Annotated in this window: 13 protein-coding genes; 12 read left to right on the top strand and 1 reads right to left on the bottom strand. The window is 66.8% G+C overall.

What is annotated here, in order from left to right; translation table 11 throughout:
* Positions 1-72: 72 nt before the first annotated feature.
* Positions 73-729 carry a TetR family transcriptional regulator C-terminal domain-containing protein gene (locus CFB82_RS27515; protein ID WP_256990490.1) on the bottom strand — a complete coding sequence of 219 codons (657 nt, stop codon included), beginning with the start codon at positions 727-729 and terminating at the stop codon, positions 73-75.
* A 259-nt stretch (positions 730-988) separates the two neighbouring features.
* On the opposite strand from CFB82_RS27515, the gene CFB82_RS27510 reads away from it, so the two are divergent.
* The 12 genes from CFB82_RS27510 (at position 989) to CFB82_RS27455 (ending at position 13,915) form a co-directional block, all read left to right on the top strand.
* Positions 989-1,774 (top strand): ABC transporter ATP-binding protein, encoded by a 786-nt coding sequence (locus tag CFB82_RS27510; RefSeq protein ID WP_373558857.1) that lies wholly within the window; start codon positions 989-991, stop codon positions 1,772-1,774.
* A gap of 74 nt (positions 1,775-1,848) precedes the next feature.
* Complete coding sequence (locus CFB82_RS27505; RefSeq protein WP_089486062.1) at positions 1,849-2,646, top strand: transporter substrate-binding domain-containing protein; 798 nt, start codon at positions 1,849-1,851, stop codon at positions 2,644-2,646.
* A 40-nt stretch (positions 2,647-2,686) separates the two neighbouring features.
* Positions 2,687-3,403 carry an ABC transporter permease gene (locus CFB82_RS27500; protein WP_089486061.1) on the top strand — a complete coding sequence of 239 codons (717 nt, stop codon included), beginning with the start codon at positions 2,687-2,689 and terminating at the stop codon, positions 3,401-3,403.
* Between the two features lie 49 nt (positions 3,404-3,452).
* On the top strand, positions 3,453-4,148 hold the full coding sequence (locus CFB82_RS27495; RefSeq protein ID WP_089486060.1) for an ABC transporter permease: 696 nt from the start codon (positions 3,453-3,455) through the stop codon (positions 4,146-4,148).
* A 52-nt stretch (positions 4,149-4,200) separates the two neighbouring features.
* Positions 4,201-5,394, top strand: a complete 1,194-nt coding sequence (locus CFB82_RS27490) for a pyridoxal phosphate-dependent aminotransferase (protein WP_089486059.1) — start codon at positions 4,201-4,203, stop codon at positions 5,392-5,394.
* Positions 5,395-5,425: 31 nt separating this feature from the next.
* Complete coding sequence (locus CFB82_RS27485; RefSeq protein ID WP_089486058.1) at positions 5,426-6,436, top strand: succinylglutamate desuccinylase/aspartoacylase domain-containing protein; 1,011 nt, start codon at positions 5,426-5,428, stop codon at positions 6,434-6,436.
* Positions 6,437-6,719: 283 nt separating this feature from the next.
* Positions 6,720-7,028, top strand: coding sequence for a DUF485 domain-containing protein (locus tag CFB82_RS27480; protein ID WP_069251268.1), 309 nt, complete (start codon positions 6,720-6,722; stop codon positions 7,026-7,028).
* Positions 7,025-8,755, top strand: a complete 1,731-nt coding sequence (locus CFB82_RS27475) for a cation acetate symporter (protein ID WP_069251269.1) — start codon at positions 7,025-7,027, stop codon at positions 8,753-8,755. Before CFB82_RS27480 ends, CFB82_RS27475 begins: the two co-directional genes overlap by 4 nt.
* 457 nt (positions 8,756-9,212) lie before the next feature.
* Positions 9,213-11,594 carry an MCP four helix bundle domain-containing protein gene (locus tag CFB82_RS27470; RefSeq protein WP_089486057.1) on the top strand — a complete coding sequence of 794 codons (2,382 nt, stop codon included), beginning with the start codon at positions 9,213-9,215 and terminating at the stop codon, positions 11,592-11,594.
* Positions 11,595-11,616: 22 nt separating this feature from the next.
* Positions 11,617-12,345 (top strand): methyl-accepting chemotaxis protein, encoded by a 729-nt coding sequence (locus CFB82_RS27465; RefSeq protein WP_089486296.1) that lies wholly within the window; start codon positions 11,617-11,619, stop codon positions 12,343-12,345.
* Complete coding sequence (locus CFB82_RS27460) at positions 12,342-12,923, top strand: hypothetical protein (protein ID WP_089486056.1); 582 nt, start codon at positions 12,342-12,344, stop codon at positions 12,921-12,923. The genes CFB82_RS27465 and CFB82_RS27460 overlap by 4 nt, the downstream gene beginning before the upstream one ends.
* 32 nt (positions 12,924-12,955) lie before the next feature.
* Positions 12,956-13,915 carry a chemotaxis protein CheX gene (locus CFB82_RS27455; RefSeq protein ID WP_089486055.1) on the top strand — a complete coding sequence of 320 codons (960 nt, stop codon included), beginning with the start codon at positions 12,956-12,958 and terminating at the stop codon, positions 13,913-13,915.
* Positions 13,916-13,949: the final 34 nt, after the last annotated feature.

Here is a 13,949-nt window from a genome sequence, read left to right as displayed (position 1 = left end):
GCCATGCGAGGCCGTCGTGTGCGCCGCCGGGTTGCCGGCGGCGATGCTGCGCCATGTCGCCGGCGCGCCGCGTTACGCGCGCTTGCGGGCCGTCTTCGGCGGCGGCAGGAACGTATCGACGACGCGCAGGCAGCTCGCCAGCGCGTCTTCCGCGGTAAAGGACGTCGGGTCGCGCGCAAGCTCGAGCCAGAACCCGTCGATCACGGCCGTCAGCGTCAGCGCGGCGAGATCGCTGTCGACGGTCCCGCCACGCACTTCCGCGATCTGGTCGAACAGTTTCTTCAGGGCTTGCCGGTAGCCGGCGTACAGCTCCTTGTGCGCCTTGCGGATCACCGGGTCGCTGTGGGCGACACTCCAGAAGCCGAGCCACACCTTCACGTTCTTCGGCGCGAACACCGGCGCGGCGAAACACACCCTGATGATCGCGTCGAGCTTGTCCTCGGGGCCGGTCGCGTTCGCGGCCGCCGCGCGCGACACGTCGAGCAGGTCGGCCGCGAGCCGCTTGTAGGTCTGCGCCATCAGTTCGTCTTTCGACTGGAAGTGATGGTTGATCAGCCCGCGCGACACCTTCGCTTCCGCGCAGATGCGGTCGATCGTGGTTTCCGAATAGCTGTAGCGCGCGATACAGCGCATCGTCGCGTCGATGATCGATTGCTGCCGCACCGCGGGCGTTTCGCGGATACCGCGGCCGCGGGTCTGAACCGGTGCGCTGCCAGGAGTCTTTTTCACGGAGTGACCTTACGGAATCGTCATGGCACCGATTATAGGGGAGTGTCGGACGCTTGTTCAATTACACCATCGAAAGCGGTGCGGAACCCGCGAAAACCCTTGCTTCCGGATGATTGAAATCTGTTGAACCACCGTTCAACAGCGCCTATACTCGACTCCGCATGAGGTTGGTCGGCCATTCAACAAGACGCTGCGATCCCGCACGGGACGGGCGTGAGAATTCGACACAGGAGACAGCATGTTGGCGCGGGTGGAGAGCGTGAAGGCGGCCGTCGAGGCGCGCGTGCAGGTGACGGACCTGCACAAGCGGTTCGGCGAGCTGGAGGTGTTGAAGGGCGTGTCGCTGAGCGCGCGCGAAGGCGAAGTGATCTCGCTGATCGGCGCGAGCGGCTCGGGCAAGAGCACGCTGCTTCGCTGCATCAACCTGCTGGAGACGCCGACCCGCGGACGCATCGTGGTCGACGGCGAGGAGATCGGCCTGAAGGTCGACCGCAAGGGTCGCACGGTGCCGACCGATCCGCGCCAGGTCGAGCGCATTCGCACGCGGCTCGGGATGGTGTTCCAGAGCTTCAACCTGTGGGCGCACCGCACGGTGCTCGAGAACGTGATCGAGATGCCCGTGCACGTGCTGCGCGAACCGCGCGCCGAAGCGATCGCGCGCGCCGAGCAGCTGCTCGAACGCGTCGGCCTTGCCGACAAGCGCAACGTCTATCCCGCGTTCCTGTCCGGCGGCCAGCAGCAGCGCGTCGCGATTGCGCGCGCGCTGGCGATGCGGCCCAGGGTGATGCTGTTCGACGAGCCGACGTCCGCGCTCGATCCCGAACGCGTCGGCGAAGTGCTGAAGGTGATTCGCGATCTCGCGTGCGAAGGCCGCACGATGATTCTCGTCACGCACGAAATGGCGTTCGCGCGCGACGTGTCGAACAAGGTGCTGTTCCTGCACGAAGGGCGCGTCGAGGAGAGCGGCACGCCGGCCGAGATCTTCGACGCGCCGCAGAGCGAACGCTGCCGCCAGTTCGTCAACGCGCATCGGCAACGCCACTGAACCGTGGGGGCGATCCGCGCGTGCCCGCGCGGCCGGCTGCCCCGATCCCTATCTTTCCCGCAAGGAGTCCGACCATGAAACGTGTCGCACGCAGTCTGCTGTGCCTGTTGAGTCTCGTCCTCGCGGCGCTCGCGCCGTTCGGTTCCGCGCACGCGTCGTCGGGCGTGCTGCGCTTCGGGGTCGCGGCCGAACCCTATCCGCCGTTCCTGATGAAGAGCCCGACGGGCCAGTGGAGCGGCTTCGAGGCCGACCTGATCCGCGCGCTGTGCGACCAGATGAAGGCGAAGTGCGAGATCAAGGAAGTCGCGTGGGACGGCATCATCCCGGCGCTGCTCAGCGACAAGATCGACGTGATCTTCAACTCGATGTCGATTACGCCGGAGCGCCAGAAGGTGATCGCGTTCTCGCGGCCGTATTACGAGACGCCGGGCACCTTCGTCGGCGCGAAGAACCAGAAGCTCACGCTGACGCCGGACGGGCTGAAGGGCAAGGTGATCGGCGTGCAGGGTTCGACCGCGAACGCCGAGTTCATCAAGATGGCCTACGGCAAGTCCGCGACGGTGCGCCTGTACAACACGCAGGATGACTGCAACGCCGACCTCGTCGCCGGCCGCATCGACACGATGTATCTCGACCAGCTCGGCATCCTCGATTTCCTGAAGTCGAAGGACGGTTCGGCGTTCGAGCTGAAGGGCCCCGGCAGCGTGAAGATGGACCCGGCGATCTTCGGCTACGGTGTCGGCGCGGGGATGCGCAAGGCCGATGCACCGCTCAAGCAGCAGATGGACCAGGCGCTCGAGCAACTGCATGCATCGGGCAAGTACGCACAGATCGCGAAGAAGTATTTCCCGATCGACCTCTGGCCGCACTGATCGAGCGCACACGGGCGTCACGCACGGACGAGGAGGCGGCATGGACGGTTGGGGATGGGTGAGCTACCTGGGCATGGACCCGGACGGCTGGGGCGTCGCGCTCTTGCAGGGCGCCGGCGTGACGCTCGAGATTTCGCTCGGCGCGTTCGTCGTCGGCATCGTGCTCGGGCTGCTGGGTGCGGCCGCGAAGCTGTCCGGCGTGCGCGTGCTGGAGCGGCTCGCGCAGGGCTACACGACGCTGTGCCGCGCGGTGCCCGAGCTGCTGCTGATCCTGCTGCTCTATTACGCGGGCACCGATGCCATCAACCTGCTGATGACGGCGGTCGGTGCCGGGCCGGTCGCGGTCAACGGCTTCGCGGCGGCAGTGATCGTGCTCGGCATCGTGCAGGGCGCGTATGCGGCCGAGATCATCCGCGGCGCGATCCTCGCGATCCCGTACGGGCAGATCGAGGCGGCGCGCGCATTCGGCGCGCCGCCGTCGCTCGTGTTCCGCCGCGTGACGTTGCCGGCGATGGCGCCGTATGCGCTGGCCGGCTTCACGAACCTGTGGCTGATTCTCGTGAAAGACAGTGCGCTGATCAGCGTGGTCGGCTACAGCGAGCTGCTCTACACCGCGAAGCAGGCGGCCGGGTCGACGCGCGAGTACATGCACTACTACCTGATGGTCGCGGCCGTGTACTTCGCGATCACGTCGTTGTCCGGCATGCTGTTTCGCGAGATCGAGCGGCGTTTCGGCCGCTGGATGCCGGCATCGTGAGCCACGCCGGGTCTTCTCACGTCTTTTTCGACCGAACCGGATCAACGTCATGGATCTGAGCGTACTGTCTTCCTACGGATCGCTGCTGCTGATTGGCGTGCTGACCACCGTCAAGCTGCTCGTCATCTCGGCCGTGTTCGGCTTCGCGCTCGCGATCGTCGTCGCGTTCGCGCGGCTGTCGGGCAACCCGGTCGTCGCGCGCGTCAGCAAGGCGTTCACCGAAGTGATACGCGGCACGCCGCTGCTCGTGCAGATCTACCTGATCTACTACGGCGTCGGCTCGCTGTTCGCCGGCTGGCCCGCGCTGCGCGACAGCGTGCTGTGGCCGTTCCTGCGCGACGGCTTCTGGTATGTCGCGTTCGCGCTGGTGATCAGCGTCGGCGCGTATGTCGGCGAGGTATTGCGCGCGGGCCTGCGCGGCGTACCGAAGGGCGAGATCGAGGCGGCGCGCGCGATGGGGATGCGCCCGTCGATGATCGCGCGGCGCGTGTGGCTGCCGCGCGCGATCCAGATCCTGCTGCCGACGCTCGCGGGCGAGACGGTGATGCTGCTGAAATCGACCGCGCTCGCGTCGACGGTCGCGGTGATGGACGTGCTCGGCGCCGCGAACTACATCCGCGCGCAGACGCTGCGGACCTACGAGCCGCTGCTGGCGATCGCCGCGATCTATGTCGTGCTCGCGTTCGTGATCGAACGCGCGTTCGGCCGGCTCGAGCGGCGTGTGCCGGTACGCATGCCGCGGTGAACGAACCCTTGAAGATGCGGCGGCCGCTCGGACGCCGCGCGACGGAGAACGCATGAACTATTCGAAGCTGGTCGATCGCCTGCAGGGCAAGCGCACGACTGCATGGGACATTCATTACGCGGCACAGGCGGCCGTCGCGGCGGGCGAGCCGGCGATCATCCTGAGCGTCGGCGATCCGGATTTCGCGACGCCCGACGTGATCGTCGAGCGCGCGGTGACCGCGCTGCGCGGCGGCGATACGCACTACAGCGAGGTGCGCGGCCGTGCAGAGCTGCGCGCGGCGATCGCGCGGGAGCATGCGAAGGCGTCCGGGCAGGCCGTCGGTGCCGAGCACGTGATCGTGACGGCCGGCGCGCAGAACGCGCTGTTCGCGATGGCGATGTGCCTGTGCGAGACGGGTGACGAGGTGATCGTGCCGGAGCCGATGTACCTGACGTACGAAGCGAGCGTGCGCGCGTCGGGCGCGACGCTCGTACCCGTGCCGGTCGATGCGTCGCGCGGCTTTCATCTCGACTTCGACGCGCTCGAGGCGGCCGTGACGCCGCGCACGAAGGCGATCTTCTTCGCGACACCCTGCAACCCGACCGGCGTCGTCTTACCTCGAGCCGATCTCGAACGCATCGCGCGGCTCGCCTGCGAGCGGGATCTGTGGGTCGTGTCCGACGAGGTCTATGCGGAACTGACGTTCGAGCGCGACCTGGTCAGCATCGCGTCGCTGCCGGGGATGGCCGCGCGCACGGTGACGATCGGCAGCCTGTCGAAATCGCATGCGATGCCCGGCTGGCGGGTCGGCTGGGCGATCGGCCCGGCCGAGCTGATCGAGCACGCGGAGCGGCTCGCGCTGTGCATGCTGTACGGGCTGCCGGGCTTCATCCAGCAGGCGGCCGTCACCGCGCTCGACAACAAGGCCGCGATCGTCGCCGACATGCGCGAGCTGTACCGGCGCCGCCGCGACCTGGCCTACGCGCGCCTGCGCGACGTGCCGGGGCTGCGTTGCCTGCTGCCGGAAGCCGGAATGTTCATGATGGTCGACGTGCGCGGCACCGGGCTCGACGCGCACGCATTCACGTGGGGATTGTTCCGCGCCAAGCAGGTCGCGCTGCTCGACGCGAGCGCGTTCGGCGAGACCGCATCCGGCTTCGTGCGCTTCGGCTTCGTCGTCGACGATGCGAAGCTGGCCGATGCATGCGAGCGCATTGCGGCATTCGTCGCGAGCCTTGGCGCGGATTCGCACGCAGTGTCGTGATGGGCAAGCCGCATCCGAAGGAGAACGGACGATGATCGAGGCGCTGACATGGCAGGTGCCCGGCGACGGCGGGCAGCCGCTCGCGATCCGCGCGTGGCGGCTGTCGGGCGGCGACGGGCCGCGCGTGCATCTGCAGGCCGGCGTGCATGCGGACGAGATCGCCGGCATGCTCGTGCTGCACCGCTTGCTCCCGCAGCTGTGCGCGGCGCACGATCGCGGCATGCTGTGCGGCACGGTAACGGTGGTGCCGCAGGCGAACCCGCTCGGGCTTGCGCAATTCCGGCAAGGGCGGCTGCTCGGCCGCTTCCACGATGCGACGCACCGCAATTTCAACCGGCATTTCCATGAATCGGCCGCGGCTCGCCGGCCCGCGACGACATTCGCCGCCTGGCAGCGCACGCTGTTCGACGCAGCGTGCGGTGCCGATATCGTGCTCGACCTGCATACCGATTCCGAAGCGCTGCCGTACCTGTACCTGCACCGCGATCTGTGGCCGGCCAGCCGCGATCTCGCGGCCGCGCTCGGCGTCGACGTCGCGATCCTGTGGGACGAGGACGACGACGGCGCGTTCGAAGGTGCGATCGCCGCGCACTGGGCGCGCAACGGCGGCCTGCGCGAACGGCTCGTCGCGACTGTCGAGCTGCGCGGGCAATCCGACGTATCGGACGCGCTCGCCGAGCGCGATGCCGACGGCGTGCTCGCGTTCCTGCGTGGCCGTTGCGTGATCGCGGAGCCTGTCGGCGCGCACGACTGGCATGGCGAGGCCGTGCCGATCGCGCACATGGAGACGGTGCTCGCGCCGGTGTCGGGCGTGCTCGTATACGAACGCGAACTCGGTGCGACGGTCGACGCGGGCGAGCGCATCGCACGGATCGTCGCACATCCGGGCATGCCCGGCAGCGAGTACGTGCTGGTCGCGCCGCAGGCCGGACGCATCGTCACGCGCAATCGGGAGCGGCTGGTCGCGCAGGGCGACGTCGCGCTGAAGCTGACGGGTTCGCGGCCGTCGGCGGGATGGACCGGCGGCGCGCTCGATCCGTGATCGACGCTGCGCGCGACTATCCGCCTATTGAGAACTATCGAAATATTGCGTCCGGACTAACCCGCATCGCTGCGCCGACATGACGTCGACGTTACGGCGCGCCCCGCGCAGGGGCGCATCCACCCATCAAGCATCTCGCTTCCGACAGCGGCGCTACGCCCCGTACCGCTAGGGAAAACCATAGTGCCCGGGAGGCCGCCCTCGAAAGATCGAGTAAGCGCGCAGTCAGCTTCGCTGTTCAGAATCGCCGAACTCATTCAAAAAGCAAACCAGGAGACAGGCGATGCATGATGGGTTGGTGAAAAAGATCGAAGCGCATCCGAAGTATGCGCAGCTCAAGCGACGGCGCAATACGCTCGGTGTCTGCCTGACCGTGCTGATGCTGATCGTGTACTACGGCTACATCGCACTGATCGCATTCGACAAGTCGTTCCTCGCGAAGCCCGTGAGCACCGGCGTGACGAGCGTCGGCGTACCGGTGGGCATGGCGGTGATCGTGTTTACCGTCGTCATCACGGGCATCTACGTGCGCCGCGCGAACAACGAATACGATCAACTGACGCAGGACATCCTGCAGGACGTCGCCCAATGAAGAAGACACTTTCGATGACGCTGGTCGCGCTGCTGGCCGCGCTCGTGTGCGGCGTGGCCGTCGCGGGCGGCGGCGATGTCGGGCAGACCGCCAAGCAGGCCACCAACACCACGGCCATCGTCCTGTTCGCGCTGTTCGTGGCCGGGACGTTGTGGATCACCAAGTGGGCGGCGTCGCGCACGCGTTCCGCCGCGGATTTCTACACGGCCGGCGGCGGCATTACCGGGTTCCAGAACGGCCTGGCGATCTCGGGCGACTACATGTCGGCGGCATCCTTCCTCGGCATTTCTGCGGCGGTGATGACGTCGGGTTACGACGGCCTGATCTACTCGATCGGCTTCCTGGTCGGCTGGCCGATCATCACGTTCCTGATGGCCGAGCGGCTGCGAAACCTCGGCAAGTTCACCTTCGCCGACGTCGCGGGCTATCGCTTCGAGCAGGGGCCGATCCGCAGCTTCGCCGCGATCGGCACGCTGGTGGTGGTGGCGTTCTACCTGATCGCGCAGATGGTGGGCGCGGGGCAGCTCATCAAGCTGCTGTTCGGTCTCGACTACTGGGTGGCGGTCGTGATCGTAGGCGCGCTGATGATGGTCTACGTGCTGTTCGGCGGCATGACCGCCACCACGTGGGTGCAGATCATCAAGGCGTGCATGCTGCTCGCGGGCGTGACCTTCATGGCGATCATGGTGCTCGCGCAGTACGGCTTCAGCCCGGAGGCGCTGTTCGCCCATGCCGTGGAAGTCAAGACCGCGATCGCCGCGAATGCCGGCAAGGCGCCGGACGACGCGACCCGGATCGGGCTGTCGGTGATGTCGCCGGGCGGGTTCATCAAGGATCCGATCTCGGCCATCTCGTTCGGCATGGCGCTGATGTTCGGCACCGCCGGCCTGCCGCACATCCTGATGCGCTTCTTCACGGTGCCGGATGCGAAGGAAGCGCGTAAATCCGTGTTCTGGGCCACCACGTGGATCGGCTACTTCTACGTGCTGATCTTCATCATCGGCTTCGGCGCGATCACGCTGGTGCTGACCAATCCGGAACTGGCCGACGTGGCCAAGGGCGTGATCAAGGGCGGCGCAGGCACGGCCAACATGGCCGCGGTGCTGGTGGCCAAGACGGTGGGCGGCGACGTGTTCTACGGCTTCATCTCGGCCGTGGCGTTCGCGACGATCCTGGCGGTGGTGGCCGGGCTCACGCTGTCGGGTGCGTCCGCGGTGTCGCACGATCTCTACGCCACCGTGTTCAAGAACGGCAAGGCCAACAGTGCAGACGAGCTGAAGGTGTCGCGCATCACGACGCTGGTGCTCGGCGTGATCGCCGTGCTGCTGGGCATCGCGTTCGAGAAGCAGAACGTCGCGTTCATGGTGTCGCTGGCGTTTGCCGTCGCGGCATCGGCCAATTTCCCGGTGCTGTTCCTGTCGATGATGTGGAAGGGCTGCACCACGCGTGGCGCGGTCATCGGCGGCTTCCTCGGGCTCGTCTCGTCGGTGGGGCTGACGATCGTGTCGCCGTCGGTGTGGGAGGCAACGCTTGGTTATCCGAAGGGTTCGGCGTGGTTCCCGTACACGTCGCCCGCGTTGTTCTCGATGACGATCGGCTTCGTGGGCGTATGGCTGTTCTCGGTCCTCGACACGAGCCTGCGCGCGAAGGCGGAGAAGGGCGCGTTCGCCGCGCAGCAGGTGCGTTCGGAAACGGGGCTGGGGGCGACGCGCGCCAGCAGCCACTGACCGGTCGTTAGCCGCTCCCGCCCGCTCCGGGGCCGACGATGCAGCCCATCGCATCGTCGCTCCCGGGGCGGGCGGAATCGTTTTCATCCGTCCGTCGAATCACGCTCAGGCAATAAAAAATCGCGAATTCGACTGAATTCGTCGATAATGCGCAAACGTTTTACGAAAGCCCGATTGCGGCTAATCAGTGGATTAAATAAATAAAAATAAAATATCCGAACCTGGAATTCAAAGGCCGCGCAGGATCGCCGGTCGAAGCCTCGTGGCACGAGGTTAACGGCAGATCCCGGCAATACTTTAGGGCGCTTTCGTCACAATTATTCATTTCATTTTCATCAATGAATGAATGATTTTCGGTCATCGGAGCGTCATACACCATCCCCGATAATTCGGCGCTCACATTCTTTCAATAGACCAAACGGCGATCGAAGCCGGATCGCTGCGGGGACCTGTACTCATGACCATCCGTCATCGCATTACGCTGCTAGTCGTCCTGACGTTCTTCGCGCTGTCCGCGATCGGCATCTATGCCGTGTACCAGACGCGCAAGAGCGCGTCCGAGGTACGCCAGGTCACCCAGGGAATCGTGCCGAGCGCGCTCGCGTCGGCGGATCTCGTCGCCGATGTGAAGAACATCCAGATCGCGACGATGACGCTCGTCTATGCGCCCGACGCGAACACCGCCGCGCAGGCGCGCGACGAGCTGAAGGCGAAGCAGGGCGCGCTGCGCGCCGCGCTCGACGTGCAGGCGAAGTCGGCGGTCGGGCAGGCGCAGGTCGGGCTCGTCTCGCAGGCGAAGGAAAGCGCCACGAACTATTTCGCGGCGATCGACGACACCGTGAAGATGAAGGCCGACGGCAAGCCCGAGATGGCGCAGGCCTACCTGTTCGCGAACGTCGCGCAGTATCGCGACGAACTCGAAAGCATCGTCGACACGCTGCGCGTCGAGAAGAACCGCCAGAAGGACGACGCGATCAGCGCGCTGAACGGGATGCTGTCGACCACGGCGACCGCGATCGCGGGCGTCGCCGGCACGGTAATCGTGCTGCTGACCGCGCTCGGCCTGCTGCTGTATCGCCAGATCACGCGTCCGCTGATCGGGATGCAGACGGCGATGAGCGAGATCGCGACGAGCCAGGATTTCACGCGCCGTGTGCCGGTGGGCCGGATGGACGAAATCGGCCATTCGATCGTCGCGTTCAACGGGATGATCGAGAAGATCCAGGAGAACTCGGCGCAGCTCAAGCAGAAGACGGCCGACATCCAGGCGATGCTGCAGAACATGCAGCAGGGGATCCTGACCGTCGTCGAGGGCGGTGTCGTGCATGCCGAGTATTCCGCGTACCTCGAAACCATCTTCGAGACGAACGACATCGCGGGCCGCGACCTGATGGCGCTCGTGTTCGACGACTCGAACATCGGTTCCGACGCCCGCTCGCAGGTCGATGCGGCCGTGCACGCATGCCTTGGCGAAGACAGCATGAACTTCGCGTTCAACGAGCACCTGCTCGTGAACGATGTCGCGAAGCGGATGCCGGACGGCCGCGACAAGTGGCTCGACCTGAGCTGGTCGGCGATCACCGACGAGACCGACACGGTCGTGCGCCTGATGCTGTGCGTGCGCGACGTGACCGAGATTCGCGAGCTGACCGCACAGGCCGGCGAGCAGCAGCGCCGCCTCGAGATGATCGGCGAGATTTTGTCGATCAGCCAGGACAAGTTCCACGACTTCGTGCACAGCGCGAAGGGCTTCCTCAGCGAGAACGAGCGGATGATCCGCCAGCACGAGCGCGCCGATCACTCGATCGTCGCGGCGCTGTTCCGCAACATGCACACGATCAAGGGCAATGCGCGCACGTACAGCCTCCAGCACCTGACCAACATCGTCCACGAAGCGGAGCAGGCGTACGACTCGCTGCGCCGCGCGGACGGCGGCCCGGAGTGGAACCGCGACGCGCTGATGGACGACCTGGCCCGCGTACGCGACGCGGTCGAGCATTACGCGACGATCAACGCGGTCACGCTCGGCCGCAGCGGCGAAGCGGTGCAGGGCGCCGACTTCCTGATGGTCGAGCGCGCGCACATCAGCGAGAGCCTGCGCGTGCTCGACGGCGCCGATCCGGCGAATGCGTCCGACTGGCACGCGGCCCGGGATGCCGTGCGCCGCATGCTGAGCCAGCTCGGCACGCAGGGCATCGGCGATGCGCTCGGCGGCGTGATCGAGTCGCTGCCGTCGCTCGCGGCCGAACTCGGCAAGCCGGCGCCGGTCGTGCATATCGACAGCCACGGCCACCGCGTGCGCAGCGAAATCGCCGCGACGCTGAAGAACGTGTTCATGCACCTGCTGCGCAATTCGATGGACCACGGGATCGAATCGTCCGACGAGCGGCGCGCGGCCGGCAAGGCGGCATCCGGCACGATCGACATCGCGGTCGGCGTGGGCGGCGGCGAGCTGTGGTTCGTGCTGAGCGACGACGGCCGCGGCCTCGCGCTCGACCGGATTCGCGGCATCGCGCGCGAGCGCGGCTGGATCGATGCCGACCACGATGCGGCGCTGTCCGACGAGGATGTCGCCGAGCTGATCTTCCGGCCGGGTTTCTCGACCGCGCAGACGGTGACCGAAGTGTCGGGGCGCGGCGTCGGGATGGACGCGGTGCGCAACTTCCTGAAGCGCGACGGCGGCGACATCGCGCTGCGCTTCACCGACGATCGCGTCGGCGCGCCGTATCGCGCGTTCGAGACGATCGTGTCGCTGCCGGCTCGCTTCGCGGCGGACGGGGCCGCCCAGGGCGTCGTGCACGAACGTGCGCGCAGCGCGGATATCGGCGCGGCGGAGTGACGACGTGATCGGGCAGGCGTGGATGATCCAGATGGCCGCCGCACTGGCGGGCGGTGTCGTCGTCGCCATCGTGGCGGCGGTCGTGTTTCGTGTGACGCGCAAGCGGCTCGTCGCGGCGCTCGAGCGCGATACGGCGCAGTTGCGCGGCGCGCTCGACGCAGCCGATGCGCGCATCGCGGACGTGAAGTCGGCGCATGCGGAGACGGCCGACGCATGGGCGCAGCGCGAGGCGCAGCTCGAGGATGCGCTGGCGCGCGAGACGTCCGCCGCTGGCACGCAGCGCGACGCCATGCAGGCGCTGTCGGCCGATCGAACGGCGCTCGCGCAGCATGCAATGAAGATCGCCGACGAAGCTGCGCGCCTGCGCGGCCTCGCCGGCACGTTCGAGCGCTGGCACGAGCAGATGATCTCGCTGACCACGCAGAACCAGGACATGCGTGCGAAGAACCAGGAACTGTCGGCGATCGTCGCGCACGTGTCGATCGTGTCGCTGAACGCGTCGATCGAGGCCGCGCGCGCCGGCGCGGCCGGGCGCGGCTTCTCGATCGTCGCGAGCGAGGTGCGCGGGCTGGCCGCGCGCTCGCAACAACTGTCGAACAGCTATCGCGACAGCCTGAACCGCAACGATCTCGTGACGGCAGCGACGTTCCAGGACATCCAGGCCGGCGGCAAGATGATCACGGCCGCGCTCGCGACCGTCGAGACGCTGGCCGGGCAACTGCACGCGCAGATCGAAGGAGGCGCGGCGTGATCAGTGCGCAGGCGAAAGCGGGCTTCGAGCGGATTTTCTTCGACGCGGCGCGCACGCGGCTCGCATCCGGCGGTGCGTGTGACATCCGGCCGTCTACCGGCCCCGCACACGACGGGCGGGATCACGCGCCCGCGAAGTCGCGCACGAAGCCGACGGTGCCCGAGCATGTCGCGGTGCTGACGATCTCGGCGCTGCATTTCCGCCTGCTGCTCGCCCTGCGCTTCAGCGACGACGACGCGACGCGCCGCTATTTCGCCGGCGCGACGGCGGGCACGAGCAGCCAGCGGCCGCTGCCCGAAGCGTTCATGGAAGTCGCGAACCTGTGCTGCGGCGCGATCAACCAGGCGCTGACCGTGCCGTTTCCCGACCTGGGGATGTCGACGCCTTGTCTGCTGAGCGGATCGAGCATCGACTACCTGCCCGCGCTGGCGCCGAATCACGTGGCCGCCTACGACCTGACGCTCGACGGCGACGTGCGGGTCGGCGCGACGCTGTGCGTGTGCGCGAACGCGCCGGTCGATTTCCATGTGCCGGAAACGGCCACGGTGGATACCGGCGGCGAGCTCGAACTGTTCTGACCGACCCTGACCGACCATGAGGAAACCTTGAGATGACCTTGGATAAACCCGTCAGCAAGGTGCTCGTGCTCGACGACAGTCGCGCGCACGCCGACGCGATCAAGCGTTTCTGCGACGAGCACAACCTGGTCGGCCTGACCGTGCGGCGCAACCGGCTGCTGAAGGTGCTGCGCTCGAACATCGACCTCGGCGCGATCCTGCTGGCCGAGGATTACGGCGGTTCGCCGGCCGAGAGCGCGATCATCGCGACGCAGATCGATGCGCTGCGCCCCGAGCTGCCGATCATCCTGCGCCGCGAATCGCTCGCATCGCGCGACGGGCTGCCGGAGGCGCTCGCGCGCGTCGCATGCGCGGCCTACGTCGCGGACGACATGACGCCGCTCAAGCGCGCGATCGACGAATACCTGTTTGGCCGCGACTACCCGAACGCACTCGTGCGCGGCATCTCGGAGATCACCGAGGCGCGCATCGACAGCCTGTTCCCGGGCATGACGATCGAGCACGAAACGCCGTGCATCGTGCGCGACCAGATCATCTTCGGCGAAGTGTTCAGCCTGATTGCGCTCGAAAGCGCGTGGTGCCGCGGCTACATGCTGCTGCAGACGAGCGAGCAGCCGCTGCTCGACATGATCGGCGGCACGCGCGAAGGCGGTCGCGCGCCGGATTTCCGCGACGTGAACAGCGTGCTCGGCGAGCTGACCAACCTCGTATGGGGCGCGTTCAAGAACCGCTATCTAGGCGACGCCGAGGCGCTGGCGCGCCATCCGGTGCAGGTGCCGCTCGTCGTCAATCACAAGCAGAAGTTCATCTCGTTCGGCGGCGATTGTCCGCAGCTCTGCTTCAAGTACCGGATGACCGATCCGGCATCGGGGCGCTCCGTCTGTCTCGACCAGCGCTTCGTGTTCAGCCTGAGCTGGTCGCCGGAGGATTTCCGCGAATCGGTGCAGGACGTGGGGCCGATGGTCGAATCGGGTGAACTCGAACTGTTTTGAATACTGAAGTCAGCAACAAGGAAAGGAAGGGGAA

This window comes from Burkholderia sp. HI2714 (genome assembly GCF_002223085.1).
Classification (GTDB): domain Bacteria; phylum Pseudomonadota; class Gammaproteobacteria; order Burkholderiales; family Burkholderiaceae; genus Burkholderia; species Burkholderia lata_D.
This window is presented reverse-complemented; position numbering and strand designations above follow the sequence as displayed.